At 66.7% G+C, this 25,780-nt stretch carries 34 protein-coding genes; 28 read left to right on the top strand and 6 right to left on the bottom strand.

What is annotated here, in order from left to right:
• Positions 1–42: 42 nt before the first annotated feature.
• The gene (locus ACHMXE_RS41095) at positions 43–726 is read left to right on the top strand and encodes a dienelactone hydrolase family protein (protein ID WP_395349251.1); all 684 of its coding nucleotides are present in this window, start codon (positions 43–45) and stop codon (positions 724–726) included.
• A 45-nt stretch (positions 727–771) separates the two neighbouring features.
• Here the strand turns inward: ACHMXE_RS41095 and ACHMXE_RS41090 are convergent, their stop codons facing one another.
• Positions 772–1,674, bottom strand: coding sequence for a LysR family transcriptional regulator (locus ACHMXE_RS41090; RefSeq protein ID WP_209546097.1), 903 nt, complete (start codon positions 1,672–1,674; stop codon positions 772–774).
• 116 nt (positions 1,675–1,790) lie between these two features.
• Here ACHMXE_RS41090 and ACHMXE_RS41085 point away from each other — a divergent pair, with 116 nt between their 5' ends.
• Positions 1,791–2,165 (top strand): alpha/beta hydrolase, encoded by a 375-nt coding sequence (locus tag ACHMXE_RS41085; protein ID WP_395349250.1) that lies wholly within the window; start codon positions 1,791–1,793, stop codon positions 2,163–2,165.
• Between the two features lie 206 nt (positions 2,166–2,371).
• On the top strand, positions 2,372–2,740 hold the full coding sequence (locus ACHMXE_RS41080; RefSeq protein WP_203203909.1) for a DUF4148 domain-containing protein: 369 nt from the start codon (positions 2,372–2,374) through the stop codon (positions 2,738–2,740).
• Between the two features lie 99 nt (positions 2,741–2,839).
• On the opposite strand, the gene ACHMXE_RS41075 is transcribed toward ACHMXE_RS41080, so the two are convergent.
• Both ACHMXE_RS41075 and hemB read right to left on the bottom strand, forming a co-directional pair.
• Positions 2,840–3,997 carry a magnesium transporter CorA family protein gene (locus ACHMXE_RS41075; RefSeq protein ID WP_395349249.1) on the bottom strand — a complete coding sequence of 386 codons (1,158 nt, stop codon included), beginning with the start codon at positions 3,995–3,997 and terminating at the stop codon, positions 2,840–2,842.
• 58 nt (positions 3,998–4,055) lie between these two features.
• The gene (gene hemB / locus ACHMXE_RS41070; protein WP_203203911.1) at positions 4,056–5,072 is read right to left on the bottom strand and encodes a porphobilinogen synthase; all 1,017 of its coding nucleotides are present in this window, start codon (positions 5,070–5,072) and stop codon (positions 4,056–4,058) included.
• 342 nt (positions 5,073–5,414) lie between these two features.
• On the opposite strand from hemB, the gene ACHMXE_RS41065 reads away from it, so the two are divergent.
• The 23 genes from ACHMXE_RS41065 (at position 5,415) to ACHMXE_RS40955 (ending at position 22,577) form a co-directional block, all read left to right on the top strand.
• Positions 5,415–5,843: a CopD family protein gene (locus ACHMXE_RS41065; protein WP_203203912.1), complete on the top strand. Its 429-nt coding sequence runs from the start codon at positions 5,415–5,417 to the stop codon at positions 5,841–5,843.
• Between the two features lie 5 nt (positions 5,844–5,848).
• On the top strand, positions 5,849–6,967 hold the full coding sequence (locus tag ACHMXE_RS41060; protein ID WP_203203913.1) for a VanZ family protein: 1,119 nt from the start codon (positions 5,849–5,851) through the stop codon (positions 6,965–6,967).
• A 52-nt stretch (positions 6,968–7,019) separates the two neighbouring features.
• Positions 7,020–7,376: a (2Fe-2S) ferredoxin domain-containing protein gene (locus ACHMXE_RS41055; protein WP_209546110.1), complete on the top strand. Its 357-nt coding sequence runs from the start codon at positions 7,020–7,022 to the stop codon at positions 7,374–7,376.
• Between the two features lie 86 nt (positions 7,377–7,462).
• A complete protein-coding gene (locus tag ACHMXE_RS41050) occupies positions 7,463–8,101 on the top strand; it encodes an alpha/beta fold hydrolase (protein ID WP_209546112.1) in 639 nt (212 codons plus the stop codon).
• Between the two features lie 45 nt (positions 8,102–8,146).
• The gene (locus ACHMXE_RS41045; RefSeq protein ID WP_203203916.1) at positions 8,147–9,316 is read left to right on the top strand and encodes a D-alanyl-D-alanine carboxypeptidase family protein; all 1,170 of its coding nucleotides are present in this window, start codon (positions 8,147–8,149) and stop codon (positions 9,314–9,316) included.
• Positions 9,317–9,534: 218 nt separating this feature from the next.
• A complete protein-coding gene (gene rpsL, locus ACHMXE_RS41040) occupies positions 9,535–9,912 on the top strand; it encodes a 30S ribosomal protein S12 (RefSeq protein WP_057597516.1) in 378 nt (125 codons plus the stop codon).
• 155 nt (positions 9,913–10,067) lie between these two features.
• Complete coding sequence (gene rpsG, locus ACHMXE_RS41035; protein WP_007829591.1) at positions 10,068–10,541, top strand: 30S ribosomal protein S7; 474 nt, start codon at positions 10,068–10,070, stop codon at positions 10,539–10,541.
• 95 nt (positions 10,542–10,636) lie between these two features.
• Entirely contained in the window at positions 10,637–12,736 is a 2,100-nt protein-coding gene (gene fusA / locus ACHMXE_RS41030) for an elongation factor G (protein ID WP_395349248.1), read from the top strand.
• Between the two features lie 142 nt (positions 12,737–12,878).
• Positions 12,879–14,072, top strand: a complete 1,194-nt coding sequence (tuf, locus tag ACHMXE_RS41025; protein WP_093356177.1) for an elongation factor Tu — start codon at positions 12,879–12,881, stop codon at positions 14,070–14,072.
• Positions 14,073–14,093: 21 nt separating this feature from the next.
• Positions 14,094–14,408 (top strand): 30S ribosomal protein S10, encoded by a 315-nt coding sequence (gene rpsJ, locus ACHMXE_RS41020; protein WP_057596142.1) that lies wholly within the window; start codon positions 14,094–14,096, stop codon positions 14,406–14,408.
• Between the two features lie 327 nt (positions 14,409–14,735).
• Positions 14,736–16,133 carry a hypothetical protein gene (locus tag ACHMXE_RS41015; protein ID WP_395349247.1) on the top strand — a complete coding sequence of 466 codons (1,398 nt, stop codon included), beginning with the start codon at positions 14,736–14,738 and terminating at the stop codon, positions 16,131–16,133.
• 14 nt (positions 16,134–16,147) lie between these two features.
• Positions 16,148–16,681 (top strand): hypothetical protein, encoded by a 534-nt coding sequence (locus ACHMXE_RS41010; RefSeq protein ID WP_395349246.1) that lies wholly within the window; start codon positions 16,148–16,150, stop codon positions 16,679–16,681.
• A gap of 247 nt (positions 16,682–16,928) precedes the next feature.
• Positions 16,929–17,609, top strand: coding sequence for a 50S ribosomal protein L3 (rplC, locus tag ACHMXE_RS41005; protein ID WP_057596145.1), 681 nt, complete (start codon positions 16,929–16,931; stop codon positions 17,607–17,609).
• The gene (gene rplD, locus ACHMXE_RS41000; protein WP_203203920.1) at positions 17,609–18,229 is read left to right on the top strand and encodes a 50S ribosomal protein L4; all 621 of its coding nucleotides are present in this window, start codon (positions 17,609–17,611) and stop codon (positions 18,227–18,229) included. Before rplC ends, rplD begins: the two co-directional genes overlap by 1 nt.
• Positions 18,226–18,561, top strand: coding sequence for a 50S ribosomal protein L23 (gene rplW / locus ACHMXE_RS40995; protein WP_057596149.1), 336 nt, complete (start codon positions 18,226–18,228; stop codon positions 18,559–18,561). Before rplD ends, rplW begins: the two co-directional genes overlap by 4 nt.
• A gap of 2 nt (positions 18,562–18,563) precedes the next feature.
• Positions 18,564–19,388 (top strand): 50S ribosomal protein L2, encoded by an 825-nt coding sequence (gene rplB / locus ACHMXE_RS40990; protein WP_203203921.1) that lies wholly within the window; start codon positions 18,564–18,566, stop codon positions 19,386–19,388.
• A 10-nt stretch (positions 19,389–19,398) separates the two neighbouring features.
• Complete coding sequence (gene rpsS, locus ACHMXE_RS40985; protein WP_007838132.1) at positions 19,399–19,677, top strand: 30S ribosomal protein S19; 279 nt, start codon at positions 19,399–19,401, stop codon at positions 19,675–19,677.
• Positions 19,678–19,686: 9 nt separating this feature from the next.
• Positions 19,687–20,019: a 50S ribosomal protein L22 gene (gene rplV, locus ACHMXE_RS40980; protein ID WP_007838134.1), complete on the top strand. Its 333-nt coding sequence runs from the start codon at positions 19,687–19,689 to the stop codon at positions 20,017–20,019.
• Between the two features lie 15 nt (positions 20,020–20,034).
• A complete protein-coding gene (rpsC, locus tag ACHMXE_RS40975; RefSeq protein ID WP_057596153.1) occupies positions 20,035–20,946 on the top strand; it encodes a 30S ribosomal protein S3 in 912 nt (303 codons plus the stop codon).
• 66 nt (positions 20,947–21,012) lie between these two features.
• On the top strand, positions 21,013–21,429 hold the full coding sequence (gene rplP / locus ACHMXE_RS40970; RefSeq protein WP_057596155.1) for a 50S ribosomal protein L16: 417 nt from the start codon (positions 21,013–21,015) through the stop codon (positions 21,427–21,429).
• A 55-nt stretch (positions 21,430–21,484) separates the two neighbouring features.
• Positions 21,485–21,694: a 50S ribosomal protein L29 gene (rpmC, locus tag ACHMXE_RS40965; protein WP_395353025.1), complete on the top strand. Its 210-nt coding sequence runs from the start codon at positions 21,485–21,487 to the stop codon at positions 21,692–21,694.
• Between the two features lie 9 nt (positions 21,695–21,703).
• Entirely contained in the window at positions 21,704–21,973 is a 270-nt protein-coding gene (gene rpsQ / locus ACHMXE_RS40960; RefSeq protein WP_013543938.1) for a 30S ribosomal protein S17, read from the top strand.
• A gap of 97 nt (positions 21,974–22,070) precedes the next feature.
• Positions 22,071–22,577 carry a peroxiredoxin gene (locus ACHMXE_RS40955; protein WP_057596157.1) on the top strand — a complete coding sequence of 169 codons (507 nt, stop codon included), beginning with the start codon at positions 22,071–22,073 and terminating at the stop codon, positions 22,575–22,577.
• A 50-nt stretch (positions 22,578–22,627) separates the two neighbouring features.
• Here ACHMXE_RS40955 and ACHMXE_RS40950 read toward each other — a convergent pair whose 3' ends face one another.
• Positions 22,628–23,215 (bottom strand): GNAT family N-acetyltransferase, encoded by a 588-nt coding sequence (locus ACHMXE_RS40950; RefSeq protein WP_395349245.1) that lies wholly within the window; start codon positions 23,213–23,215, stop codon positions 22,628–22,630.
• Positions 23,212–23,898, bottom strand: a complete 687-nt coding sequence (locus tag ACHMXE_RS40945; protein WP_395349244.1) for a cytochrome b/b6 domain-containing protein — start codon at positions 23,896–23,898, stop codon at positions 23,212–23,214. The genes ACHMXE_RS40950 and ACHMXE_RS40945 overlap by 4 nt, the downstream gene beginning before the upstream one ends.
• Positions 23,899–24,066: 168 nt before the next feature.
• Here ACHMXE_RS40945 and ACHMXE_RS40940 point away from each other — a divergent pair, with 168 nt between their 5' ends.
• Complete coding sequence (locus tag ACHMXE_RS40940; protein ID WP_208510582.1) at positions 24,067–24,513, top strand: cytochrome c; 447 nt, start codon at positions 24,067–24,069, stop codon at positions 24,511–24,513.
• 73 nt (positions 24,514–24,586) lie between these two features.
• On the opposite strand, the gene ACHMXE_RS40935 is transcribed toward ACHMXE_RS40940, so the two are convergent.
• Positions 24,587–25,084 (bottom strand): TlpA disulfide reductase family protein, encoded by a 498-nt coding sequence (locus ACHMXE_RS40935; RefSeq protein ID WP_203203925.1) that lies wholly within the window; start codon positions 25,082–25,084, stop codon positions 24,587–24,589.
• Between the two features lie 103 nt (positions 25,085–25,187).
• On the opposite strand from ACHMXE_RS40935, the gene ACHMXE_RS40930 reads away from it, so the two are divergent.
• On the top strand, positions 25,188–25,751 hold the full coding sequence (locus ACHMXE_RS40930; protein WP_203203926.1) for a hypothetical protein: 564 nt from the start codon (positions 25,188–25,190) through the stop codon (positions 25,749–25,751).
• The last annotated feature ends 29 nt before the right edge of the window (positions 25,752–25,780 follow it).

The raw sequence follows: 25,780 nt of genomic DNA, 5'->3' as shown, positions 1-25,780 counted from the left end.
TTCCCCCCATCCTTCCCATTGCCATCAAAGGAGCAACACATCATGGGTCAATTCATCGATCTCACCGCCAAGGACGGCTTCAGCTTTCCCGCCTACGTGGCCGAACCCGCCGGCACGCTGCGCGGCGCCGTCGTCGTGGTGCAGGAGATCTTCGGCATCAACTCGCACATCCGCTCGGTGGCCGACGGCTACGCGGCCGAGGGCTACCTGGCCGTCGCGCCCGCGACCTTCCACCGCGTGAAGCCCGGCGTCGAGCTGGGCTACAGCGAGGACGACATGAAGGCGGGCTTCGGCCTGAAGACGGCCGTCGAGGCGCTGCCCGCGCCCGGCGTGCTGCAGGACATCGAGGCCGCCGTGGCCTATGCGGCCAAGGCCGGCAAGGTCGGCATCGTCGGCTACTGCTGGGGCGGCCTGCTGACCTGGCGCGCCGCCGCGCTGGTGCCCGGGCTCTCGGCCGCCGCGCCCTACTACGGCGGCGGCATGACCTCGCCCGAGGAAACCGCGCGCCAGCCCAAGGTGCCGGTGCAGGCCCACTTCGGCAATCAAGACCACTGGATTCCGCTCGACACCATCGAGAGCTTCAAGAAGGCCCATCCCGAGGTCGAGGTGCACGTGTACCCGGTGGGCCACGGCTTCAACTGCGACCAGCGCGGTTCGTACGACGCCGACGCGGCCAAGCTGGCGCGCGAGCGCGTGCTGGCCTTCTTCGCGCAGCACATCGGCTGAGCACGTTCGCTTCGTCGCATGGGAGCCCGGCGCCGCCGGGCTTTTTCATTTCCTGAGGCCGGGCTTGTCGCCCACGCGGGTCTCGAGGAAGTCGAGCAGCGCGCGCAGCGCGGCGCTGTTGTGGCGCCGCTGCAGGTAGACGGCCGACAGCCACATGTCCTTGCGCGCATAGTCCTGCAGCACCGGCACCAGCTCGCCCTGGTCGATGTGCGACTGCACCAGGATCGAGGGCAGGTAGATCACGCCGAAGCCGCGCATCGCGATGCGGATCAGCGGCGCGCCCTCGGTGCAGTCCATGCGGCTCTTGACGTGCACGTCGAGCGGCTCGCCGCCGTCGTCGAAGCGCCAGACCGGCTGGGCGCCGAGCAGCGAATGGGTCAGCGCCTCGTGGTCCGCCAGGTCGCGCGGATGCTCGGGCTTGCCGTGCTTCTTCCAGTAGACCGGCGAGGCGCAGACCACCATGTTCATGAGCCGCAGCTTGCGCATGATCAGGTTGGCGTCCTCGACCGGGCCGCTGCGGATATCGACGTCGATGCCTTCCTCGGCGAGATCGACCGTGCGGTTGGTCAGCTGCAGGCTGATGCGCACGTCGGGGTAGTAGCGCATGAAGTCGGCCAGCAGGTTCGGGAACTCGCCGTTGCCCATGCCGTGCGGCGCCGAGATGCGCAGCCGGCCGCCGGGCTGGCTCGCGCGCTCCTGCAGCTCGGCCTGCGTGAGCTCGACCATCTCGAGCACCGGCGTGCTGCGCTCCAGCAGCAATTGGCCGGCGTCGGTGAGGCTCACCGAGCGCGTGGAGCGGTTGAGCAGGCGCACGCCGAAGCGGGTTTCGAGTTCGGCGACATACTTGCTGACCGTGGCCTTGGACATGTCGAGCCGCTTGGCGGCCTGCGAGAAGCTGCCATGCGACGCGACTTCGCGAAAGGTTCTGATCAGGTCGAGGCTGTCCATGGAGGTCGTGCCGGTAGCGCTGGGCGATGGCGCGATTCTCAAGGGTTTTTCTTAGCAAGGCCGCGCGGCACTTTCGTGACGCGCCGCGACTCGCAAGCAGGCAGAGGATGCAATCGATGACACGCACTTTTCGACTTCATGCGGCCCTCGCGCCGTGGCTGCTGGCGCTGGCGGCCCTGTGGCTGCCGGCCGGCGGGGCGCTGGCCCAGGCCTTCGATCCGATCCGGCCGATGGGCCCCGGCACCGACCGCGCCGCGCTGGCCGCCGAAGCCGCCGCGGCCGCGCGCGCGGGCAATGTGTATGGCGACGTGGAGGCCGAGCCGCCGCTGGCCGCGCCGCGCACCGGCGGGCGCGACCGCGCAGCGGTGCGCGCCGAGGCGGTGGCGACCTCGCACGACCCAAGCCTGAACCTCGACCGCCGCGCCTTCTTCAACAGCGAGATCCCGCCGCAGATCAAGGCCGTGCCGGGCACGCCGCGCACCGCGCGCTGAGCATCCGACGCGGCCGAATGGCGCGCCGCGCACCGAGGTTAATGACTGAACGGTCGACCTGACATTGTTTCAATAGCGGAAACACCGTGTCTCTGAACCGGGTGTTTTCCCGAGGGATTTCGCCTTGAAACTCGCCGCACAGGCGAGCCGATCCGTGCACGCCTGGTGGCTAAACCCTCCGACGTACCGTATCAAGGACCAACGAAATGAAGACCTCGCACATCATCGCCGCCGCCGCTCTGACCCTGGTTGCCGCCATGGGCGCTCAAGCCGAAACCTATGAAGGCGTGACCCAGGCCGTCTCGAGCAAGAGCCGCGACGAAGTCAACACCGAAGCCGTGCGCGCCGCCGCCGCTCCGAACCAGAACGTGACCCGCGGCTCGCGCGGCCCGGAAACGGTCGCCGTGTCGAAGGACCGCGCCCTGGTCGAAGCCGAAGCGATCCGCACCGCGGCCGCTCCCGACCAGAACGTGACCTCGGGTTCGCGCGTGAACAGCAAGGTCATCTCGACCATGCAGCACCCGCTCGACGCACGCGTCCAGGCCCAGCAAGGCACCGGCGCCACCGCCAAGTAAGCTGTCGCACGGCACCGGGCGGCCTTCGGGCCGTTCGCACCCGGACGAGAAAAGCCACGCGGAGATCGCTCCGCGTGGCTTTTTTTCATGCGCGCTCGTTCAGCGCGTGCGCGCGAGATAGCGCTTGCGCCAGAAGATCAGCACCAGCAGCAACGCGATCGCGAGCATCGAGCCCATGGCGATCCAGAAGCCGTCGGCCTTGTGCACCAGCGGGATGAACTCGAAGTTCATGCCGAAGATGCCGGCGATCAGGTTCAGCGGCAGGAACACGGCGGTGAGCACCGTCAGCACCCGCATGATGTCGTTGGCCCGGTGGCCCTGCACGCTGAAATGCATCTGCACCGCGGTCTCGGCGTTCTGCTCGAGCCGGCGCACGTGGTGCACCACGCGCTCGATGTGCTCGAGCACGTCGCGGCTGCGGATCATCACCAGTTCGCGCTCGCGCCCCTCGGCCGCGTCCTTCGGCGGCGGCAGGGTCTCGAGGTTGTCGAGCCAGTCCTGCATGGCGGCGCGCTGGTCCTCGCAGATCTCGTCGAGGTGGTGCAGCGACTGGCGCGATTCCATCAGCGCGCCCCAGTTGGTGAAGCGGCTGCGCGGGTCGATGAGCTCGGCCTGCCAGTGGTCGAGCTGCTTCGTGAGTTCGCGCCGCAGGTCGAGGTAGCCGTCGACGATCTGGTTGATGACGCGCAGCATCAGGTCGGCCGGGCTGGTGGGCACGCGGTTCGTGACCGCGCGCACATCGAGCGCCGGCGTGCCGCGGTCGCCGGGCGCGGCGGCCGCCAGCAGGCGCGCGGCGAAGACGTCGCGCACCGCGCCGTCTTCGGGATGCACCGACAGCAGCACGCGGTCGAACACGGCGAAGCCGACCGGGCGGGTGTCGATGCGGCGCAGCACGGGCGGGCCGCCGCGCGGGCGCGGGGCGGGGGCCGCGGGCGTGGCCGCCGGTGGCGTGGCGGGCGCCGGCTGGCCGTTGCCGCCGCTCGCGAGCCGGCGGAACACCAGCACGTCGTACTGCGAGGTGTAGTCGCTGTGCGAGGGCAGCTGGTCGTTCAGCAGGTCGGCCACGTGCAGGTCGACCAACTGGGTCTGGCACAGCGTCTGCAGGATCTGCTGCACCTCGGGCAGCGAGGCGCGGAATTCGTCGCGCGTGAGCGAGATCCAGAGATAGCTGGCGGCGCTGCAGGAGCCGGGCAGGGCCAGCGGCGCCAGCGCGGCATGCTCGCTGACCTGCGAGGTGTTGATTTCGAAGATTCGCATCGCGCCCCCGTGCTTGCTCAAGATGGCCCGGACCCAAGGCCGGGCGGACCCGATTGTGCTACTTAGTTTGTAGCAGGCGGGCGGCGTCGAGCGCGAAGTAGGTGAGGATGCCGTCGGCGCCCGCGCGCTTGAAGGCCAGCAGGCTTTCGAGCACCACGGCGTCGTGGTCGAGCCAGCCGTTCTGGGCCGCGGCCTTGAGCATCGCGTACTCGCCGCTGACCTGGTAGGCGAAGGTCGGCACGCGGAACTCGTCCTTCACGCGGCGCACGATGTCCAGGTAGGGCATGCCGGGCTTCACCATCACCATGTCGGCGCCCTCGGCGATGTCGATCGCCACCTCGCGCAGCGCCTCGTCGCTGTTGCCCGGGTCCATCTGGTAGACCTTCTTGTTGCTCTTGCCGAGGTTGGCGGCCGAGCCGACCGCGTCGCGGAACGGGCCGTAGAAGGCGCTCGCGTACTTGGCGCTGTAGGCCATGATCCGCGTGTGCACGTCGCCGCGCGCTTCGAGCGCCTGGCGGATCGCGCCGATGCGCCCGTCCATCATGTCGCTGGGCGCCACGATGTCCACGCCGGCCTGCGACTGTGTGAGCGCCTGCTTCACCAGCACCTCGACGGTCGGGTCGTTGAGGATGTAGCCGCTGTCGTCGAGCAGGCCGTCCTGGCCGTGGCTGGTGTAGGGGTCGAGCGCGACGTCGGTCATCACGCCCAGTTCTGGAAAGCGCGACTTGAGCGCCGCCACCACGCGCGGGATCAGGCCGTCGGGATTGAAGGCCTCGTCGCCGGCCGGCGTCTTGAGGCTCGCGTCGATCACCGGGAACAGCGCCATCACCGGGATGCCGGCCGCCACGCACTGCTCGGCCACGGGCAGCAGCAGGTCGAGGCTCAGGCGCTCCACGCCGGGCATCGACGCCACCGCGTCGCGCCGGCCGCTGCCTTCCTGCACGAACACCGGATAGATCAGGTCGTGTGCGGTCAGGGCGTTTTCCCGCACCAGATTGCGCGTGAAGGCGTCGCGGCGAAGGCGGCGCGGGCGCCCGGCGGGGAAGGCGGCGAAGGAGGAAAGGGAGGAGCTCATGCGGAAAATTGTGCCCGAACTAAAGTTCCCGAACTTTTGGCGCGGTTGCGCTGAGTTGTCTGACAACCACGGAATTTAGTAGTGCCAAAGTAGTAAATTTTTACCCTAGATTGTTAATTAAAGCGCAGCAGTCGCTTGAAACCTTGTTTCGTCTTTGTTAAATTCTGCCCCGGACGGCTTGCCGTCCCCCGCTTTCCTCCCTGAGCGGGTGCCTTGATGTGTGACAGCAAAAGGGCTTCCCAGCCCGACGTGAAGACGTCGGGCTTTTTTTTGTCCGTCGCTTTCGTGGGGGCCGATGAAAGCGGGTGCATGCGCCGGTGGCCGGCCACTAAACTGACCGCCATGCTCTGGGTCAAGTCCTTCCACATCGTCTTCATCGCCAGCTGGTTCGCCGGCCTGTTCTACCTCCCCCGGATCTTCGTCAACCTCGCGATGGTGCCGAGCGACTCGGTCGCCGAGCGCGAGCGCCTGCTGCTGATGGCGCGCAAGCTGCTGCGCTTCACCACCTTGCTGGCCGTGCCGGCGCTGGGTTTCGGTCTCTGGCTGTGGCTGGGCTACGGCATCGGGCGCGGCCCGGGCAACGGCTGGATGCACGCCAAGCTGGCGCTGGTGCTGGTGGCGATCGGCTATCACCACGGCTGCGCGGTGCTGCTGCGCCGCTTCGTTGCCGGCGAGAACCGGCGCAACCACGGCTGGTACCGCTGGTTCAACGAGCTGCCGGTGCTGCTGCTGCTGGCGATCGTGATCCTGGTCGTGGTCAAGCCCTTCTGACGGCGGTGGCGACGCAGCACAAGTCCGCCGCGCTGCCCCTTGCGCTGGCCTATGCGGCGCTGATCGTCTATGCCAGCCTCTATCCGTTCGCGGACTGGCGCGACCAGGGCATCGCGCCCTGGGCCTACCTGTGGGCGCCCTGGCCCAAGTACTGGACCGGCTTCGACTTCGCGGTCAATGTCGCGGGCTACGTGCCCTTCGGTTTCCTCTGCGCGCTGTCGGTGCTGCGCACCCGCAGCACCGCGAGCAGCGGCCGCGCGGTGCTGCGCGCCACGCTGGCGGGCGTGGCGGTGTCCTTCGCGATGGAGACGCTGCAGAGCTACCTGCCGGTGCGCATCCCCTCGAACGTCGACCTGGGCCTGAACAGCACCGGCGCGCTGCTGGGCGCGGTGCTGGCGGTGGCGCTCGAGCGCTTCGGCGCGGTCGCCCACTGGGGGCGGGCCCGCGCGCAGTGGTTCGTCGACGAGGCGCGCGGCGCGCTGGTGCTGCTGGCGCTGTGGCCGTTCGCGCTGCTGTTCCCGGCCGCCGTGACCTTCGGGCTGGGCCAGGTGTTCGAGCGGCTCGAGGCGGCGATCTCCGAGTGGCTGCTCGACACCCCGTTCATCGACTGGCTGCCGGTGCGCCAGTTCGAGCTCGAGCCGCTGGTGCCGGCGGTCGAGCTGCTGTGCGTGATGCTGGGCGCGCTGGTGCCCTGCCTGCTGGGCTACCTGGTGGCGCGCACCGTGGTGCAGCGCGCGGTGCTGCTGCCGCTGATCCTGCTGACGGGCGTGGTGGCCTCGGGGCTGTCGGCGGCGCTGAGCTACGGCCCCGACCACGCCTGGGCCTGGCTCGGGCTGCCGGCGCAGGTCGGCATCGCGGCGGCGCTGTTCGCCGCGTTGGCGCTGCTGTTCGCGCCGCGTCGCCTCTGCGGGGCGCTGTTGCTGGTGGCGCTGGTGCTGCAGCTGAGCCTGCTGAACCAGGCGCCCGAGAGCGCCTATTTCGCGCAGACGCTGGCGACCTGGGAGCAGGGGCGCTTCATCCGCTTCCACGGGCTGGCCCAGTGGCTGGGCTGGCTCTGGCCCTTCGGTGTGCTGGCCTACGTGATCTTCCTGCTGTCGCGGCGCAGCCGGCCGCCGGCCGCCTGAAGCGCCGGGTACACGCGCCGGCTACGCGGACGGCGGTCCTGAGAATCCGCCGATGCCCACCCCCGCCAGCTCCGCCGTGCCTTCGGGCTATTACGGCCGCCACATCTTCTTCTGCCTCAACGAACGCAAGAACGGCGAGGATTCCTGTGCCATGCACAACGCCCAGCAGGGCTTCGACCGCTGCAAGGCCAGGGTCAAGGAAGAGGGGCTCTCGGGGCCCGGCAAGGTGCGCGTCAACAAGGCCGGCTGCCTCGACCGCTGCGCCGGCGGGCCGGTCGCCGTGGTCTATCCCGAGGCGGTCTGGTACACCTTCGTCGATGCCGACGACATCGACGAGATCGTCGACTCGCACCTGAAGAAGGGCGAGATCGTCGAGCGCCTGCTGCTGCCGCCCGACGTCGGGCGCTGAACTTTCAGTCGGGCCTGCGCTCGTACCGTGCTCGCCGCAGGCACCCCTCCACCGTCGGCCTGCCGGCCCGTTCCCATCCGAGCCTCATGAATTCCCAGACCGAAAAGATCAGCCTCCAGGGCGCCGCCGGCGTCATCGAGGTGCAGCGCGACCAGCCGGCCGAGGCCGCGCGCGGCATCGCCGTCATCGCCCATCCCCATCCGCTGTTCGGCGGCACCATGGACAACAAGGTGGTGCAGACCCTGGCGCGTGCCTTCATCGCCTGCGGCTGGACCGCGGTGCGCTTCAACTTCCGCGGCGTCGGCGCGAGCGAAGGCGTGCACGACGAGGGCCGCGGCGAGCTCGACGACATGCTGAACGTCGTCGGCCAGCTCGCGCCCGAGGGCCCGTTGGCGATCGCCGGCTTCTCCTTCGGCGCCTTCGTCGCGAGCGGCGCGGTCGAGAAGCTGTGGGCCGCGCGCGACGTGCGGCAGATCGTGCTGGTCGGCACGGCAGCCGCGCGCAACACGGTGGCCGTGCTGCCGCCCGAGGCCCACGAGCGCACGCTGGTGGTCCACGGCGAGGCCGACGACACGGTGGCGCTGTCGGCGGTCATGGACTGGGCGCGGCCGCAGTCACTTCCTGTCACAGTCGTCCCCGGAGGCGGCCATTTCTTTCACGGACAATTGCCGCTGCTCAAGAGCCTGGTCGCGCGCCATCTGCGCGCGGACAACCCGGCCGCCTGAAAGCCTGGCTTGCAGGCACGTCTTCGTTTCTTTCCCATCGCTCCCATGAATCGCTTCTTCCACGGTGCCCGCGCGCTGTTGCTCGCCGCCGCCGCTTCCGTCTGCCTGATCGCCGCCGCCCAGGTGCCAGCACCGCCCGAGATCGCCGCGCGCAGCTACCTGCTGCTCGACGTGACGGCCAACCAGATCCTGGCGCAGAAGGACATCGACAGCCCGGTCGAGCCCGCGTCGCTGACCAAGCTGATGTCGGCCTACATCGTGTTCGACGCGCTGCGCGCCAAGAAGATCACCCTGACGCAGACCCTGCCGGTCAGCCCGCGTGCCTGGAAGATGCCCGGCTCGCGCATGTTCATCGACCCGAAGATGCAGGTGCCGGTGGAAGACCTGATCAAGGGCCTGATCGTCCAGTCGGGCAACGACGCCACCGTGGCGCTGGCCGAGGGCGTGGGCGGCACGGTCGAGCACTTCGTCGAGCTGATGAACGCCCAGGCCAAGGTGCTGGGCATGAAGAACACCACCTACAAGAATCCCGAGGGCCTGACCGCGCCCGGCCACACCACCACCGCGCGCGACCTCAGCATCCTGGCGACCCGGCTGGTGCGCGACTTCCCCGAGGAAGCCAAGTACTACGCGATCAAGAAGTACCGCTACCCGGGCACGCCCTCGACCAACGACACCAACCGCAACCTGCTGCTGTTCCGCGACCCGACCGTCGACGGCCTGAAGACCGGCCATACCGAGGCGGCCGGCTACTGCATGATCGCCACCGCCAAGCGCGACTTCCCGAACCTGACCGGCGGCCGCCGCCTGCTGTCGATCGTGCTCGGCACCTCGGGCGAAACCGTGCGCGCCAACGAATCGCAGAAGCTGCTGAACTGGGGCTACACCGCCTACGACGCCGTGCGCCTGTTCGACGGCGGCCAGCCCGCGGCCACGCCGGCGGTCTGGAAGGGCAAGCAGAACGTGCTGAAGCTCGGCCGCCCCGAGCCGATCGTGGTCGCCGTGCCCGCGGGCAGCGCCAGCAAGCTCAAGACCCAGATCGCGCGCCCCGACCCGCTGGTGGCGCCGTTCACCAAGTACCAGCCCGTGGGCACGCTCAAGGTCACGCTCGACGACCAGCCCGTGGCCGAGGTGCCGCTGGTGGCGCTGGAGCCGGTCGAACAGGCCGGCATGCTGGGTCGCGCCTGGGACGCCGTCCGGCTCTGGATCAAGTGATCGGCGGGGTAGGGAGCCGGTTTCAGGCTGGCGACGGGGGCTCCCAAGCCTCCGAAACCGCCTGACTTTGCCGTTTCACGAGCCCGCTGCTATACTCGTGGGCTTTTCGGAAAATTCCGAAGGGATTCACGTTTGCGTCATCTCCCGGTTTCCTGGGTCACGACCAGGGCGCCGCAAGGCACCACCGGGGTATTTCTCGTTTTGGGACTAATTCATTCATGCCAACCATCAATCAACTGGTGCGTCAGGGCCGGACGGTCGAAAAGATCAAGTCCAAGAGCCCTGCCATGCAGAACTCGCCGCAACGTCGCGGTGTCTGCACCCGGGTCTACACCACGACCCCCAAGAAGCCGAACTCGGCACTTCGTAAGGTTGCCAAGGTCCGCCTGACCAACGGCTTCGAAGTCATTTCCTACATCGGCGGCGAAGGCCACAACCTGCAGGAACACAGCGTCGTGCTGGTTCGCGGCGGTCGTGTCAAGGACTTGCCCGGTGTGCGTTACCACATCGTGCGCGGTTCGCTCGACCTGCAAGGCGTGAAAGACCGCAAGCAGTCGCGTTCCAAGTACGGCGCGAAGCGTCCCAAGAAGGCCTGATCGGGTTCTTCTTTCGGTAGTTGTTTCATCGGTGTTCGAGTGCCTTGGCGGGCATGTCGAGCGTAGTGACCCGAAGTTGGGTCGAGTAAGTGAGGGTCCGAGTCGACTCTCGCGGTGCCGGAAGCGGTGCCAACTGAAGCAAAGAGGTTAAGAAAATGCCACGTCGTCGCGAAGTCCCCAAACGTGAAATCCTGCCGGATCCCAAGTACGGCAATGTCGAGCTGTCGAAGTTCATGAACGTGATCATGGAAGGCGGCAAGAAGGCTGTTGCCGAGCGCATCATTTATGGCGCGCTCGACTTCATCGAGAAGAAGAACCCGGACAAGGACCCCCTCGAAGCGTTCACCGTTGCCATCAACAACGTGAAGCCGATGGTCGAAGTGAAGTCGCGCCGCGTCGGCGGTGCGAACTATCAAGTGCCGGTCGAAGTCCGCCCCGTCCGCCGCCTCGCCCTGTCGATGCGCTGGATCAAGGAAGCCGCCCGCAAGCGCGGCGAGAAGTCGATGGCCCTGCGTCTGGCCAACGAACTGATGGAAGCCACGGAAGGCCGTGGCGGCGCGATGAAGAAGCGCGACGAAGTGCACCGCATGGCGGAAGCCAACCGGGCGTTCAGCCACTTCCGCTTCTAAAAACCAAACTTCGCTTGGGCGTTGGGTGTCGGGTGTTGGGCGTATAGCCCGCCCCGGGGCCCAGCGCTCAACGCATTTCAACCCGAAAGTAAATCATGTCCCGCAAGACCCCCATCGAGCGCTACCGCAACATCGGCATCTCCGCGCACATCGACGCTGGCAAGACCACGACGACGGAACGTATCCTGTTCTACACCGGTGTGAACCACAAGATCGGTGAAGTGCACGACGGTGCCGCCACGATGGACTGGATGGAGCAGGAACAAGAGCGCGGCATCACGATCACCTCGGCTGCCACGACCTGCTTCTGGAAGGGCATGGCCCAGAATTTCGCCGAGCACCGCATCAACATCATCGACACCCCCGGCCACGTGGACTTCACCATCGAGGTGGAGCGTTCCATGCGCGTGCTGGACGGTGCCGTGATGGTCTATGACGCCGTCGGCGGCGTGCAGCCCCAGTCGGAAACCGTCTGGCGCCAGGCCAACAAGTACAAGGTTCCCCGCCTCGCGTTCGTCAACAAGATGGACCGCACCGGCGCGAACTTCCTGCGCGTTCGCCAGATGATGATCGACCGCCTGAAGGCCAACCCCGTCGTGATCCAGATCCCGATCGGCGCCGAAGACAAGTTCCAGGGCATCGTCGACCTCGTGAAGATGAAGGCCATCATCTGGGACGAGGACAAGGGCGTGACCTTCACCTACGGTGAGATCCCGGCCGACCTGGTCGACGTCTGCAACGAGTACCACGAGAAGCTGGTCGAAGCGGCCGCCGAAGCGAGCGAAGAGCTCATGAACAAGTACCTCGAAGGCGAGAAGCTCTCCGAAGAGGAAATCAAGAAGGCCCTGCGCCAGCGCACCATCGCCGGCGAGATCCAGCCGATGCTGTGCGGCTCGGCCTTCAAGAACAAGGGCGTGCAGGCCATGCTCGACGCCGTGATCGAGTACATGCCCGCTCCGACGGACATCCCCCCGGTCGCCGGCACCGACGAGAACGAAGGACCGGTGGTGCGTCAGGCCGACGACGAGGAGAAGTTCTCGGCGCTCGCATTCAAGCTGATGACCGACCCGTTCGTGGGCCAGCTGACCTTCGTGCGCGTCTATTCGGGCGTGCTCTCGAAGGGCGACAGCGTCTACAACCCGGTGCGCGGCAAGAAGGAACGCATCGGCCGTATCGTTCAGATGCACGCGAACAACCGCGAGGAAGTCAGCGAAATCCGCGCCGGCGACATCGCCGCCTGCGTGGGCCTGAAGGAAGTGACCACCGGCGAGACGCTGTGCGATCCGGATTCGGTCGTGACCCTCGAGCGCATGGTGTTCCCGGAATCGGTGATCTCGCAGGCCGTCGAGCCCAAGACCAAGGCCGACCAGGAAAAGATGGGCATCGCCCTGCAGCGTCTCGCGCAGGAAGACCCGTCGTTCCGCGTCAAGACCGACGAGGAATCGGGCCAGACCATCATTTCGGGCATGGGCGAGCTCCACCTCGAAATCATCGTGGACCGCATGAAGCGCGAATTCGGCGTGGAAGCCAACGTGGGCAAGCCGCAGGTGGCCTACCGCGAAACGATCCGCAAGACCGTGGACGAAGCCGAAGGCAAGTTCGTTCGCCAGTCGGGCGGCAAGGGCCAGTACGGCCACGTCGTGCTGAAGATCGAACCCCAGGAAGCCGGCAAGGGCTTCGAGTTCGTCGACGCCATCAAGGGCGGTGTGGTTCCTCGCGAATACATCCCCGCGGTGGAAAAGGGCGTCGTGGAAGCGCTGACGCAAGGCGTGCTGGCGGGCTACCCCGTCGTGGACGTCAAGGTCACGCTGCACTTCGGTTCGTACCACGACGTGGACTCGAACGAAATGGCGTTCAAGATGGCCGCGATCTTCGGTTTCAAGGAAGGTGCCCGCAAGGCCAACCCCGTGATCCTCGAGCCGATGATGGCCGTGGAAGTCGAGACGCCCGAAGACTACGCCGGCAACGTGATGGGCGACCTGTCGTCCCGCCGCGGCATGGTGCAGGGCATGGACGACATGGTCGGTGGCGGCAAGGCCATCAAGGCCGAAGTGCCGCTGTCGGAAATGTTCGGCTACTCGACCACGCTGCGCTCGATGTCGCAAGGCCGTGCCACGTACACGATGGAGTTCAAGCACTACGCCGAAGCTCCGCGTAACGTCGCCGAAGCCATCGTGGCTGCCCGCGCGAAATAAGCGTTTCAGGAATGCAGGGCCGCGCAGTGCGCGGCCCTTCTTGTCTGCGATCCGGTGCCGTCTCGTTCCCGTGCGAGGCGATCCAGCAATCGGATGCAGACATAAAACCAATACACGGGACTGCTCTTTCAAGGATTGAAAAATGGCAAAAGGTAAATTCACCCGCACGAAGCCGCACGTGAACGTGGGCACGATCGGTCACGTTGACCATGGCAAGACCACGCTGACGGCCGCGATCGCGACGGTGCTGTCGTCGAAGTTCGGCGGCGAAGCGAAGGCCTACGACCAGATCGACGCTGCGCCCGAAGAAAAGGCCCGCGGCATCACGATCAACACCGCGCACGTCGAGTACGAAACGGCCAACCGCCACTACGCACACGTCGACTGCCCCGGCCACGCCGACTACGTGAAGAACATGATCACCGGCGCCGCCCAGATGGACGGCGCGATCCTGGTGTGCTCGGCCGCCGACGGCCCGATGCCCCAGACGCGTGAACACATCCTGCTGGCTCGCCAGGTGGGCGTGGGCTACATCATCGTGTTCCTGAACAAGTGCGACATGGTCGACGACAAGGAGCTGCTCGAGCTGGTCGAAATGGAAGTTCGCGAACTCCTCGACAAGTACGAATTCCCCGGCGACGACACCCCGATCATCCACGGCTCGGCGAAGCTGGCCCTGGAAGGCGACAAGGGCGAACTCGGCGAAGGCGCGATCATGAAGCTGGCCGAAGCCCTGGACACGTACATCCCGACGCCCGAGCGCGCCGTGGACGGCACGTTCCTGATGCCCGTGGAAGACGTGTTCTCGATCTCGGGTCGCGGCACCGTGGTGACCGGCGCCGTCGAGCGCGGCGTGATCAAGGTCGGTGAAGAAATCGAAATCGTGGGCATCCGCCCGACGGTCAAGACCACCTGCACCGGCGTGGAAATGTTCCGCAAGCTGCTGGACCAAGGTCAAGCCGGCGACAACGTGGGCGTGCTGCTGCGCGGCACGAAGCGCGAAGAAGTCGAGCGCGGCCAGGTGCTGTGCAAGCCCGGTTCGATCAAGCCGCACACGCACTTCACCGCCGAGGTGTACGTGCTGTCGAAGGACGAAGGCGGCCGTCACACGCCGTTCTTCAACAACTATCGCCCGCAGTTCTACTTCCGCACGACGGACGTGACCGGTGCGATCGAGCTGCCGAAGGACAAGGAAATGGTCATGCCTGGCGACAACGTCAGCATCACCGTGAAGCTGATCAACCCGATCGCGATGGAAGAAGGTCTGCGCTTCGCCATCCGCGAAGGCGGCCGTACCGTGGGTTCGGGCGTCGTGGCCAAGATCCTCGACATCTAAGCCGAACGCAAAGGAATCACCATGGCAACCAAGCAAAAAATCCGCATCCGCCTGAAGGCGTTCGACTACAAGCTGATCGACCAATCGGCCGCCGAGATCGTTGACACCGCGAAGCGCACCGGCGCGATCGTCAAGGGCCCGGTGCCCCTGCCGACCCGCCTGAAGCGTTTCGACATCCTGCGCTCGCCGCACGTCAACAAGACCAGCCGCGACCAGCTCGAGATCCGCACGCACCAACGCCTGATGGACATCGTCGACCCCACCGACAAGACCGTGGACGCGCTGATGAAGCTCGACCTGCCGGCCGGCGTCGACGTCGAGATCAAGCTGCAGTAAGCACGCAACACGAGCCCGCCCGCGCTTCATGCGCGGCGTCGGCTTCGAGGCCCGTTCGCAGAAATGTGAACGGGCCTTTGTCATTTGCGCGTCGTCTGTGGCATCCTCGCGCACCACCGGCCGCGCGACGTTGGCCGGAGCTGAATGAGGGCAGCACACGCTATGAGCCACAGGATTCTTTCTGGCATCGGTTCGGCGCTGATTGCCGCGGCACTCCTCGCAGGTTGCGGTGGAGGCGGCGGCGGTGGCGGCGGTGGAATCCCGATCGGTTTTCCGCCCCCGGTAATCGGTGGGGTCACCCTCAGCGGCAAGGCCACTTACGACTCGGTGCCCAACAACAGCGGCCCGCTGGTCTATTCGGCCACCGTCGCGAAGCCGGTGCGCGGGGCCTTCGTCGAGGTGCTCGATGCCCTGTCGAACCAGATCGCGGTGACGGCCACCGACGGCAGCGGCAACTACTCGGTGTCGGTGCCGGCGAACAGCACGGTCATCGTCCGCGTGCGCGCCCAGATCCAGACCGCCGCCTGGGACGTCAGCGTGCGCGACAACACCGGCGCCAACACGCCGCTCTATTCGATGCAGTCGGCGGCCTTCGCGACGGGTTCGGTCGCGCTGACGCGCGACCTGCGCGCCGATTCGGGATGGGGCGGCTCGAGCTACACCGGGCGCCGCGTGTCGGCGCCGTTCGCGGTGCTCGATACGGTCTACACCTCGATGCTGAAGGTGCTGTCGGTGGCGCCCGCGACCACCTTCCCGCCGCTCAAGGTGTTCTGGAGCCCGAACAACGTGCCGACCAGCGGCAGCCTCGCGCTCGGGCAGATCGGCAACACCTTCTTCACCAACCGCAGCACCGGCCGCGAGATCTACGTGCTCGGCAAGGAGAACGTGGACACCGACGAATTCGATGCGCCGGTGATCGCGCACGAATGGGGCCACTACTACCAGTCCTCGTTCAGCCGGGATGACTCGGTCGGCGGGTCGCACGACCTGAGCGACCGGCTCGATCGCCGCGTGGCCTTCTCCGAAGGATGGGGCAACGGCTGGTCGGGCATCGCGCTCGGCCGCAGCAACTACGTCGATTCGCGCGGCGAAGGGCAGGTCGCCACCGACGTCAGCGTGTCGGTCAACCTGACCGTGGGGCCGAGCACCAATCCGGGCTGGTTTCGTGAGCGTTCGATCCACTCGATCTTCTGGAACCTCAACCAGCAGGTGGGCTTCAAGCCGATCCACGATGCGATGACCAGCGCGCAGTTCCGGGGCGGCGCCGCCGTGACCTCGATCCATCCATTCACCGCGGCCCTGAATGCCGTGGCGCCCGGCAGCGCATCGGCATTGGCGGGCCTGTTGAGCGCGCAGAACATCAGCGCCGGCGGCAACGATCCCTTCGGCGAGGCCGAAACCAACGACGGCAACGTGCCGATAGCGCGGCCCATGTACGGCAGCGCGACGGTAGGCGTGCCCGCCTCCGCATGCGTCACGAACGTCGCGGGCGGCGGCAACAAGCTGGGCAACTACGCCTACCTGCGCTTCGTGGCGCCGACGACGCGCGACTACCAGATCTCGGTGGCGGCGGCAGCACCCGTGAACCCCGACTTCGCCGTGTTCCGCGCCGGCCAGATCCCGCGCTCGGGCAACAAGCTCAGCCTGCCGGCCGGCGAGTACGTGCTGGCGGTCACCGATCTCAACAGTTCGGGCGCGAACTGCATCAGCGTCTCGATCCAGTAAGAGGAATGATGGCCATGACGATTCGCTCGAACACACGGACCGCCGTCGCGGCGCTCTCGCTGGCGGCGCTCGCGAGCTGGGCCCTGGCCGACGGCGTGCCGGACGCTCGCGCGCACAAGCGCTCGCAGCACAAGACGGCGCCCGCGCCCATGACCACGGCCGTGCAGAAGTCCAACGACTCGGGCGTCGTGGTGCAGTACCGCGTCGACGGCGCGCCCCAGGCGGGCCGCGCCACGTCGGTCGCGCTGCAGTTCGACGGCGTGACCGATCCGCAGGGCGCGTCGGTGCGCTTCACCGCGGACCCCGGCCTGACGCTGCGCAATGGCGGTCCGCTGACGCTCTCGACGGGACAACGCGGCAGCGCGACCGTGTCGGTCGTCAGCGAGTCGGACGGGCTGCGTTACCTGAACGTGTTCGTGACCCAGGGCGGCGCCAGCAGCGCCATCTCGATCCCGATCCAGGCCGGGACCGCGCCCCTGATGAAGTCGCAGGGCGACATCCAGGGCACCAAGGAAGGCGACAGCATCATCACGATGCCCGCCAAATAGGCGGAAAACGGCCCCCGCGGGCCGTTGCGGGCACCCCGAAACGGGCCCATTTCCAGCACTTGCACCCCACCCGCGCCGCGGGCTATAATCGCTGGCTCTGCCCTTGTTGCGTCCGCAAGGTACGTGCAGGTCGGAGATTTATCAACCTTCCCCCGTTGCCGCGAGTCGGTCATACGACTTCGGTCAAACGCTGTCGCCAATTGAAGTGGCAGCGGCGGGAGAAGCTTCCATTTTTTGGAGAAAACACATGAGTCTGAGCAACTCCCTCGGGTTGCTGGGCCGCAAGGTGGGGATGATGCGTCTCTTCACCGATGACGGGGATGCAGTTCCTGTCACGGTGGTGGATGTTTCGAACAACCGCGTGACCCAGATCAAGTCGCAAGAGACCGATGGCTACGTCGCACTGCAAGTGACGTTCGGTTCGCGCAAAGCATCGCGCGTGACCAAGCCCGAAGCCGGCCACCTCGCCAAGGCGGGTGTCGAAGCTGGCGAAATTATCCAGGAATTCCGCGTCACCGCAGATACCGCAGGTCAGCACCAGGCTGGCGGCGTGATCGCGGCCGGCAGCGTGTTCTCCGTGGGCCAGAAGGTGGACGTGCAAGGCACCTCCATCGGCAAGGGCTACGCCGGCACGATCAAGCGCCACAACATGAGCTCGCAGCGCGCGTCGCACGGTAACAGCCGTTCGCACAACGTGCCCGGCTCGATCGGCATGGCACAGGACCCCGGTCGCGTGTTCCCCGGCAAGCGCATGACGGGCCACCTCGGCGACGTCACCCGCACGACGCAGAACCTCTCGGTGTTCCGCATCGACGAAGCGCGTCAACTGCTGCTCATCAAGGGCGCGATCCCGGGTTCGAAGGGTGGCTTCGTCACCGTGCGTCCCGCCGTCAAGGCCAAGCCGCAAGCGGCTGAAGGAGCGAAGTAATGGAACTCGAACTCCTGAACGAGCAAGGTCAGGCCGCGTCGAAGTACGACGCCCCCGAAACCGTGTTCGGCCGTGACTACAACGAAGACCTGGTGCACCAGATCGTCGTCGCGTTCCAGGCCAACGCCCGCCAAGGCACGCGCGCCCAGAAGGACCGCGAACAGGTCAAGCACTCGACCAAGAAGCCTTTCAAGCAAAAGGGAACGGGCCGCGCCCGTGCCGGTATGACGTCCTCGCCGCTGTGGCGCGGGGGTGGCCGGATCTTCCCGAACATGCCTGACGAAAACTTCTCGCAGAAGATCAACAAGAAGATGTACCGCGCCGGCATGGCGTCCATCTTCTCGCAGCTCGCTCGCGAAGGCCGTCTGGCCGTGGTGGATTCGCTGACCGTGGATTCGCCCAAGACGAAGCCGCTGGCAGCCCGTTTCAAGGCGATGAATCTCGAGTCCGTGCTCGTGATCGCCGAAGAAGTCGACGAAAACCTGTACCTTGCCTCGCGCAATCTGGTCAACATCCTCGTGGTCGAACCCCGTTACGCCGATCCGGTGTCGCTGGTTCACTACAAGAAGGTGCTGGTCACCAAGGGTGCCGTCGACAAGCTCAAGGAGATGTTCGCATGAGCCGCGTGAACCCCACCCCTGCTCAACGTCAGTTCGACGAAGGCCGTCTCATGAACGTGCTGGTCGCCCCGATCGTGTCCGAAAAGGCCACGATGGTCGGCGAGAAGTCGAACGCTGTCACTTTCAAGGTGTTGCAAGACGCCACCAAGCCCGAGATCAAGGCCGCCGTCGAACTGATGTTCAAGGTCGAAGTCAAGGGCGTGTCGGTTGCCAACATCAAGGGCAAGACCAAGCGCTTCGGCAAGTCCGTCGGCCGCCGCGACCACGTTCGCAAGGCCTACGTCACGCTGAAGGCCGGTCAAGAGCTCAACCTCGTCGGGGAAGGCGCTTAATCATGGCCGTCATCAAGATGAAACCCACTTCGCCGGGCCAACGCGGCGCGGTGAAGATCTCGCGTGACCACCTGTTCAAGGGTGCTCCTCACGCCCCCCTGCTGGAACCCCAGTTCCAGAAGGCCGGCCGCAACAACAACGGCCACATCACGATCCGTCATCGTGGCGGCGGTGCCAAGCACCACTACCGCGTCGTCGACTTCGTGCGCAACAAGGACGGCATCCCGGCCAAGGTCGAACGCATCGAGTACGACCCGAACCGCACCGCCCACATCGCGCTGATCTGCTACGCCGACGGCGAGCGCCGCTACATCATCGCCCCGCGCGGTCTGGAAGCCGGTGCAACGCTGCTGTCGGGTTCGGAAGCTCCGATCCGCGCCGGCAACACCCTGCCGATCCGCAACATCCCCGTGGGTTCGACGATCCACTGCATCGAACTGCAACCCGGCAAGGGCGCGCAGATCGCACGTTCGGCCGGTACCTCGGCCACGCTGCTGGCCCGTGAAGGCGTCTACGCCCAGGTCCGCATGCGTTCGGGCGAAGTTCGCCGCATTCACATCGAATGCCGCGCGACCATCGGTGAAGTTGCCAACGAAGAACACAGCCTGCGCCAGCTCGGCAAGGCCGGTGTGAAGCGTCACATGGGTATCCGCCCGACCGTTCGCGGCGTGGTGATGAACCCGGTCGACCACCCGCACGGTGGTGGCGAAGGCAAGACCGGCGAAGGCCGTCACCCTGTCGACCCGTGGGGCAACCTGACCAAGGGTTACCGTACCCGTAACAACAAGCGCACGCAGGTCTTCATCGTGTCGCGCCGCAAGAAGTAAGGGATAGCAAATGACTCGCTCTCTCAAAAAGGGTCCGTTTGTTGACCATCACCTCGTTGCCAAGGCCGACAAGGCCGTGACGACGAAGGACAAGAAGCCGATCAAGACCTGGTCGCGCCGCTCGATGGTCCTGCCCGAGTTCATCGGCCTGACCATTGCAGTGCACAACGGCAAGCAGCACGTGCCTGTCTACATCACCGACCAGATGGTCGGCCACAAGCTCGGCGAATTTGCGCTCACGCGCACGTTCAAGGGGCACCCCGCGGACAAGAAAGTCCAGAAGAAGTAAGGAACGACCATGTCTGAAACACGTGCAGTCCTCCGCGGTGTCCGCCTCTCGGTCGACAAGGGCCGTCTGGTCGCCGACCTGATCCGCGGCAAGAAGGTCGATCAAGCGCTCAACGTTCTGCAGTTCACGCAGAAGAAGGCCGCTGTGATCATCAAGAAGGTGCTCGAGTCGGCCATCGCCAACGCGGAGCACAACGACGGTGCCGACATCGACGAACTGAAGGTCAAGACCATCTACGTCGAACAGGGCGCCACGCTCAAGCGCTTCACGGCGCGCGCCAAGGGTCGCGGCAATCGCATCAGCAAGCCCACGTGCCATGTGTACGTGACGGTTGGCAACTAAGAGCCTGGAAGAAATATGGGACAGAAAATCCATCCGACCGGCTTCCGTCTGGCGGTTACCCGTAACTGGTCCAGCCGCTGGTACGCCAGTGACCGCGATTTCGCGGGCATGCTGGCCGAAGACATCAAGGTTCGCGAATACCTGAAGAAGAAGCTGAAGAACGCTTCGGTGTCGCGCGTCCTGATCGAGCGTCCCGCCAAGAACGCCCGCATCACGATCTACTCGGCTCGTCCGGGCGTCGTGATCGGCAAGAAGGGCGAAGACATCGAGAACCTCAAGCGCGAACTGGGCCGCCAGCTCGGCGTGCCGGTGGCAGTGAACATCGAGGAAGTGCGCAAGCCCGAAATCGATGCCCAGCTGATCGCCGACAGCATCACGCAGCAGCTCGAAAAGCGGATCATGTTCCGCCGCGCCATGAAGCGCGCCATGCAGAACGCCATGCGTCTGGGTGCCCAGGGCATCAAGATCATGTCGGCTGGCCGCCTGAACGGCATCGAAATCGCTCGTACCGAGTGGTACCGCGAAGGTCGCGTGCCGCTTCACACGCTGCGCGCCGACATCGACTACGGCACCTCGGAAGCCAAGACCACCTACGGCGTCATCGGCGTCAAGGTGTGGGTCTACAAGGGCGACACCCTGGGCCGCAACGACCTGCCCGCCGTCGAGACCCCGCGTCCCGAGGAAGAGCGTCGTCCGCGTGGTCCGCGCCGTGATGGCCGCCCTGGTGGCGACCGTCCGGGCGGTGACCGCCGCGGCGGCCCGCGTGCCGGTGCCCGTGGCCCGATCGGTGGCAACACCGCTCCCGCCGACGGCAGCGACAAGCCCGCAGAAGCAACCGGCGGTGCCGGTGCAGACTCGAAACCCGCCGTTAAGCGCGTCCGCAAAGCCGCGCCCGCTGCAGCAGCGGACGGTGCCAAGACCGAGTAATCGGTCTCAGCCCCGGGTGTGCATTTGCACAGGAAGCCCGGGGCAGTCCTCACGGAGTAACAAGACATGCTGCAACCTGCACGCAGAAAGTTCCGCAAGGAACAAAAGGGCCGCAACACCGGCGTCGCCACCCGGGGCAACTCGGTGGCCTTCGGTGACTTCGGTCTGAAATGCACCGACCGCGGCCGCCTCACGGCGCGCCAGATCGAAGCCGCTCGCCGCGCGATTTCGCGTCACGTGAAGCGCGGTGGCCGTATCTGGATCCGCGTGTTCCCCGACAAGCCGATCTCGACCAAGCCCGCAGAAGTGCGGATGGGTAACGGCAAGGGCAACCCCGAGTACTACGTCGCCGAGATCCAGCCCGGCAAGATCGTGTTCGAGATCGTCGGCGTGCCCGAAGAACTCGCCCGCGAAGCCTTCCGCCTGGCCGCTGCCAAGCTGCCGCTGCGCACGACGTTCGTCTCGCGCCAGCTCGGCGCCTGAGAGGAGAACATCCATGGCAACCCGTAAGAAGAAAGAAGCCGCGGCTCCGGCCAAGGTGAGCAAGGCAGCAGCACTGCGCGAGAAGGACGTCGCCGGTCTGCAAGCCGAAATCAAGGATCTGCAGAAGGCCCATTTCGGCCTGCGCATGCAGAAAGCCACGCAACAGCTGTCGAACACCTCGATGCTGCGCGTGACGCGTCGCGACATCGCGCGCGCCAAGACCGTTCTTGCTCAGAAGCAGCAAGAAACCCAAGCCGCCAAGTAAGGAGTGAACATGACGGAAGCTAAAAAATCCCTCAAGCGCACCTTGATCGGCAAGGTGGTCAGCGACAAGCGTGCCAAGACCGTGACCGTGCTGGTCGAGCGCCGTGTGAAGCACGAGCTCTACGGCAAGATCGTGGCGAAGACGAGCAAGTACCACGCGCATGACGAAAACGGCGAGTACAAGCTGGGCGACACCATCGAGATCACGGAAAGCCGTCCGATCTCGAAGACCAAGAACTGGGTCGTGACCCGTCTGGTCGAGAAGGCCGTCCTGGTCTGATCCCCCTCGGGTCCGCCGGCTCCGCAAGGCAGCCGGCAGTCCATCGCGAAACGGCCCACAATGTGGGCCGTTTTTCTTTTTCCAGGAGCACTTTCAAATGATCAAAGTCGGCGACACCCTTCCCTCGGCCACCCTGCAGGAGTACTCGGAAGTCGAGGGCGAAGGCTGCAGCATCGGCCCGAACCCCGTCGACGTGAGCAAGGCAACGGCTGGCAAGACCATTGCGCTGTTCGCGCTGCCGGGCGCTTTCACGCCCACCTGCTCGGCCAAGCACGTGCCCGGCTACGTGCAGCACTTCGACGACTTCAAGGCCGCGGGCGTCGACGAGATCTGGTGCGTGAGCGTGAACGACGCCTTCGTGATGGGCGCCTGGGCGCGCGACCAGAAGACCGGCGCCAAGGTGCGCATGCTGGCCGACGGCAGCGCCGACTTCGCCAAGGCCACCGGCCTCACGCTGGACCTCACGGGCCGCGGCATGGGCCTGCGCAGCAACCGCTACTCGATGCTCGTGAAGGACGGCAAGGTCGCGACGCTCAACGTCGAGGCACCGGGCAAGTTCGAGGTCAGCAACGCCGAGACGCTGCTGGCGCAAGCCAAGGGCTGAGCGGCAGGCTCATGAGCAGAGCGGTCCGCTTCTCGCGGACCGCGTCCCGCCTACAGGTCCACCTTCAGGTAGTGCGCCCCCGCAATGGGGTTGTGATAGAAGGGCGGCACCTCGGCGAAGCCCAGGTCCTCATAGAGGGCGCGCGCCGACTCCATCTCGTCGAGCGTGTCGAGCAGCACGCAGCCGTAGCCCGCGCCACGCGCCGCGTCGAGGATCGCCTCGGCGAGCTGGCGGCCCAATCCGAGGCCGCGAAAGCCCGGGCGCACGTACAGGCGCTTCATCTCCGCCGCATTCACATAGTCCGCGCTGTCGAGCGGCCGCAGCGCGCAGCAGCCCGCCACGTGTGCGATCCGGCCGTCGGCGCGCAGCAGCGTCGGCGTGGCGCGTCCAACCTCGTCCTTGACGTGCGCCGGATCGACCAGCGCCAGCAGCAGCGTGCCGCGCGGCTCGGCGTACTCGCCCGGCAGCGCGGCCAGTTCCTGGTCGAAATTCTGGAATTCGAGATCGATGCCCAGCGAGGCGGCGTAGTCGCGGAAGATGAGGCGCGCGGCCTCGAGCTCATGGACCTCGTCGGGCGTGAGCAGCACGACGGCCGGCGTGTCCGACAGCGGCAGGGGGCGTGAGACGGATGAGCTCATGCGCGCAACGACGAAACCCAGTACGCGACGCCCGCGCACAGCAGCGCGAGCACCAGCGCGAAGCCGCGCGATGCCGCGTCGTCGCGGCTGCCGGCGGCGGCGATGTCCTTGTCTCCCGAGACCATCGGCGCGACCATCCGGTGGCGCTTCACCAGCACGTAGAACAGCACCGCGAGCACGTGCAGGCTCGCGAGCGCGATCACGATCCACTTGCCCTGCGTGCTGTGCCAGCCCGTGGCCAGGCTCACGAGATCGCCCGAGACGAAGCGCGTGAGCGGCCCGGCGGCCGAGATCTCGTCGTCGGCCACGAGGCCGGTGGCCACCTGCAGCGCGAGGATGGCCAGCAGCGCGAACACCGACAGCGCGCCCAGCGGCGTGTGGCCGATCAGGTCATCGGGATGGGCGCGGCCGCGCAGGTAGGCGAGGAGCGAGCCCGGCGGATAGACGAAGGCCGCGAAGCGCGACCAGCGCCCGCCGACGAAGCCCCAGACCAGCCGGAACAGCAGCAGCGCGAGCACCGTGTAGCCGAGCCGGAAATGCCATTCCATGATGCCGCCGAGGCCGGTGGCGATCAGCCCGATCACGGCGGCGGCCAGGGCCCAGTGGAACAGCCGGGTCGGCAGGTCCCAGACGCGTGTTCGGGTGGCTTGGCGGGACGCCGCGGCCGCGGGGGAGTCGGTCATCGAAGGAGGGGGGAGCGCATGGCTGCGGAAGGCGCAGATTAGCAAAGTCCGGGCCGCTCGCTCCATCGGGTTGTTGCTATGCGCGCCGGCCGGCCTGCCCCTACACTGCCGCGCAGGTGCCGCGCCCGACGGCATCACCCACGATTCCCACACGTCAGAAGGACCACGATGATCCGACTCGCCACCTTCGCGCTGGCTGCAGCCTGCGCCGCCACCACCCTGCCGGCCGCGGCCCAGTTCGCGAAGCCTGAAGACGCCATCAAGTACCGCCAGAGCGCGCTGTTCGTCATGTCGCAGCACTTCGGCCGCCTGGGCGCCATGGCCAACGGCCGCGCGCCCTACGACGCCGCCGCCGCCGCGGCCAATGCCGAGGTGGTGGCCGACATGGCGAAGCTGCCCTGGGCCGGCTTCGGCGCCGGCACCGAGGGCGGCAAGGCCAAGCCCGAGGTCTGGAAGGAAGCGCCCAAGTTCAAGGAGCACCAGGACAAGCTGATCGCCGAGACCGGCAAGCTGCTGGTGGCCGCCAAGGCCGGCAACATCGATGCGCTCAAGGCCCAGTTCGGCCCCACCGCCGCGAGCTGCAAGGCCTGCCACGACACCTTCCGCGATCGCTGATCCGCGTTCGGTCGCCCAAGAAAAAAGGCGCTGTCCGGTAACGGGCAGCGCCTTCTTGTCGAGTGGGGCCGGCTCAGGCTTCGGCCAGCAGCTTCTCGATCAGCTTGTGCAGTTCGGCGAAATCGGGCTCGCCCACATAGCGCTTGACGATCTGGCCCTGCTTGTTCACGAGGTAGGTGGTCGGCGTGAGCTTCACGTCGCCCCAGGCCTGCGCCACGCTGCCGGTGTTGTCGATCGCCACCTTGAACGGCAGCTTGCGGGTTTCGGCGAAATTGACGACGTAGCTCGGCGGGTCGTAGCTCATGGCCACCGCCAGCGTGTCGTAGCCTTGCGACTTGTACTTGTCGTAGGTGGCGATCACCTTGGGCATCTCGCCGACGCAGGTCACGCAGCTCGTGGCCCAGAAGTTGACCAGCGTGACCTTGCCCTTGAGGTCCTCGGTGCTCTTCTTCGTGCCGTCGAGCAGCACGAAGGTCGAGGCGGGCGCCGCGGTGGCCCCCGAGCCGAGGTACACACCCACGCCAGTGGCCAGGGCGACGGCAACGGCGGCTGCGATAACGTACTTTTTCATGGCTGCTGACTGAGTGGGGCGGCGCGATTCTAGTTCCGCAGGTTCGAACCTGCTGGCGCGCGCGACAGTGCCCGTGGAACGGTGGATCGATAATCCGATCCCCATGCCGCAGCCCACCTCCCGTCCTCGCCGCCGCGCGCGCGCCTCCTGCGCCGCCGCCGCGGTCCTCGTGCTCGCGGCCTGCAGCCCGACCTTCAACTGGCGCGAGGTCCCGGTGGCCGAGGCCGGCCTGGTCGCGCTGCTGCCCTGCAAGGCCGACCGCGCCACGCGCGCGCAGCCGCTGGGCGCCGAATCGGTGCAGGTCGACATGGCCGGCTGCGAGGCCGGCGGCGCCACCTTCGCGATCGCGCATGCCACCGCCGCCAACGCCGCCCAGGCCGAGAGCTGGCTGCGCGCCTGGCAGCTCGCCACGCGCGAGCAACTGCAGGGCGCGGCCACCACCGAGGCGCCGGCCACGGTGCCGCGCGCCGCCGCCACGCCCGCGCCGCTGCGGCTCGATGCGCCGGCCACGCCCACGGGCCAGCCGCTGCAGGTGCTGTGGTTCGCCCAGACCGAGACCCGCTCGACGCCGCCCGGCGCGGTGTCGCTCTACCAGGCGATGGTGCTCGGCCGGCCGTCGTCGGGCGAGGCCGCCAAGACCTTCTTCGAAGGCCTGCGGCTGCCATGAGCCGCCCCCGCGATCTCGGCGCGGCGCTC

Origin of the sequence: Variovorax sp. UC122_21 (assembly GCF_044056785.1) — a bacterium.
Taxonomy (GTDB): Bacteria; Pseudomonadota; Gammaproteobacteria; order Burkholderiales; family Burkholderiaceae_C; genus Variovorax.
This window is presented reverse-complemented; position numbering and strand designations above follow the sequence as displayed.

Bases quoted from the DNA above. Each gene is read 5' to 3' on its own strand.
- ACHMXE_RS41095 (WP_395349251.1), top strand. From the start codon at position 43: ATGGGTCAATTCATCGATCTCACCGCCAAGGACGGCTTCAGCTTTCCC.
- ACHMXE_RS41090 (WP_209546097.1), bottom strand. From the start codon at position 1,674: ATGGACAGCCTCGACCTGATCAGAACCTTTCGCGAAGTCGCGTCGCAT.
- ACHMXE_RS41085 (WP_395349250.1), top strand. From the start codon at position 1,791: ATGACACGCACTTTTCGACTTCATGCGGCCCTCGCGCCGTGGCTGCTG.
- ACHMXE_RS41080 (WP_203203909.1), top strand. From the start codon at position 2,372: ATGAAGACCTCGCACATCATCGCCGCCGCCGCTCTGACCCTGGTTGCC.
- ACHMXE_RS41075 (WP_395349249.1), bottom strand. From the start codon at position 3,997: ATGCGAATCTTCGAAATCAACACCTCGCAGGTCAGCGAGCATGCCGCG.
- hemB (WP_203203911.1), bottom strand. From the start codon at position 5,072: ATGAGCTCCTCCCTTTCCTCCTTCGCCGCCTTCCCCGCCGGGCGCCCG.
- ACHMXE_RS41065 (WP_203203912.1), top strand. From the start codon at position 5,415: ATGCTCTGGGTCAAGTCCTTCCACATCGTCTTCATCGCCAGCTGGTTC.
- ACHMXE_RS41055 (WP_209546110.1), top strand. From the start codon at position 7,020: ATGCCCACCCCCGCCAGCTCCGCCGTGCCTTCGGGCTATTACGGCCGC.
- ACHMXE_RS41050 (WP_209546112.1), top strand. From the start codon at position 7,463: ATGAATTCCCAGACCGAAAAGATCAGCCTCCAGGGCGCCGCCGGCGTC.
- ACHMXE_RS41045 (WP_203203916.1), top strand. From the start codon at position 8,147: ATGAATCGCTTCTTCCACGGTGCCCGCGCGCTGTTGCTCGCCGCCGCC.
- rpsL (WP_057597516.1), top strand. From the start codon at position 9,535: ATGCCAACCATCAATCAACTGGTGCGTCAGGGCCGGACGGTCGAAAAG.
- rpsG (WP_007829591.1), top strand. From the start codon at position 10,068: ATGCCACGTCGTCGCGAAGTCCCCAAACGTGAAATCCTGCCGGATCCC.
- fusA (WP_395349248.1), top strand. From the start codon at position 10,637: ATGTCCCGCAAGACCCCCATCGAGCGCTACCGCAACATCGGCATCTCC.
- tuf (WP_093356177.1), top strand. From the start codon at position 12,879: ATGGCAAAAGGTAAATTCACCCGCACGAAGCCGCACGTGAACGTGGGC.
- rpsJ (WP_057596142.1), top strand. From the start codon at position 14,094: ATGGCAACCAAGCAAAAAATCCGCATCCGCCTGAAGGCGTTCGACTAC.
- ACHMXE_RS41010 (WP_395349246.1), top strand. From the start codon at position 16,148: ATGACGATTCGCTCGAACACACGGACCGCCGTCGCGGCGCTCTCGCTG.
- rplC (WP_057596145.1), top strand. From the start codon at position 16,929: ATGAGTCTGAGCAACTCCCTCGGGTTGCTGGGCCGCAAGGTGGGGATG.
- rplD (WP_203203920.1), top strand. From the start codon at position 17,609: ATGGAACTCGAACTCCTGAACGAGCAAGGTCAGGCCGCGTCGAAGTAC.
- rplW (WP_057596149.1), top strand. From the start codon at position 18,226: ATGAGCCGCGTGAACCCCACCCCTGCTCAACGTCAGTTCGACGAAGGC.
- rplB (WP_203203921.1), top strand. From the start codon at position 18,564: ATGGCCGTCATCAAGATGAAACCCACTTCGCCGGGCCAACGCGGCGCG.
- rpsS (WP_007838132.1), top strand. From the start codon at position 19,399: ATGACTCGCTCTCTCAAAAAGGGTCCGTTTGTTGACCATCACCTCGTT.
- rplV (WP_007838134.1), top strand. From the start codon at position 19,687: ATGTCTGAAACACGTGCAGTCCTCCGCGGTGTCCGCCTCTCGGTCGAC.
- rpsC (WP_057596153.1), top strand. From the start codon at position 20,035: ATGGGACAGAAAATCCATCCGACCGGCTTCCGTCTGGCGGTTACCCGT.
- rplP (WP_057596155.1), top strand. From the start codon at position 21,013: ATGCTGCAACCTGCACGCAGAAAGTTCCGCAAGGAACAAAAGGGCCGC.
- rpsQ (WP_013543938.1), top strand. From the start codon at position 21,704: ATGACGGAAGCTAAAAAATCCCTCAAGCGCACCTTGATCGGCAAGGTG.
- ACHMXE_RS40955 (WP_057596157.1), top strand. From the start codon at position 22,071: ATGATCAAAGTCGGCGACACCCTTCCCTCGGCCACCCTGCAGGAGTAC.
- ACHMXE_RS40950 (WP_395349245.1), bottom strand. From the start codon at position 23,215: ATGAGCTCATCCGTCTCACGCCCCCTGCCGCTGTCGGACACGCCGGCC.
- ACHMXE_RS40945 (WP_395349244.1), bottom strand. From the start codon at position 23,898: ATGACCGACTCCCCCGCGGCCGCGGCGTCCCGCCAAGCCACCCGAACA.
- ACHMXE_RS40940 (WP_208510582.1), top strand. From the start codon at position 24,067: ATGATCCGACTCGCCACCTTCGCGCTGGCTGCAGCCTGCGCCGCCACC.
- ACHMXE_RS40935 (WP_203203925.1), bottom strand. From the start codon at position 25,084: ATGAAAAAGTACGTTATCGCAGCCGCCGTTGCCGTCGCCCTGGCCACT.
- ACHMXE_RS40930 (WP_203203926.1), top strand. From the start codon at position 25,188: ATGCCGCAGCCCACCTCCCGTCCTCGCCGCCGCGCGCGCGCCTCCTGC.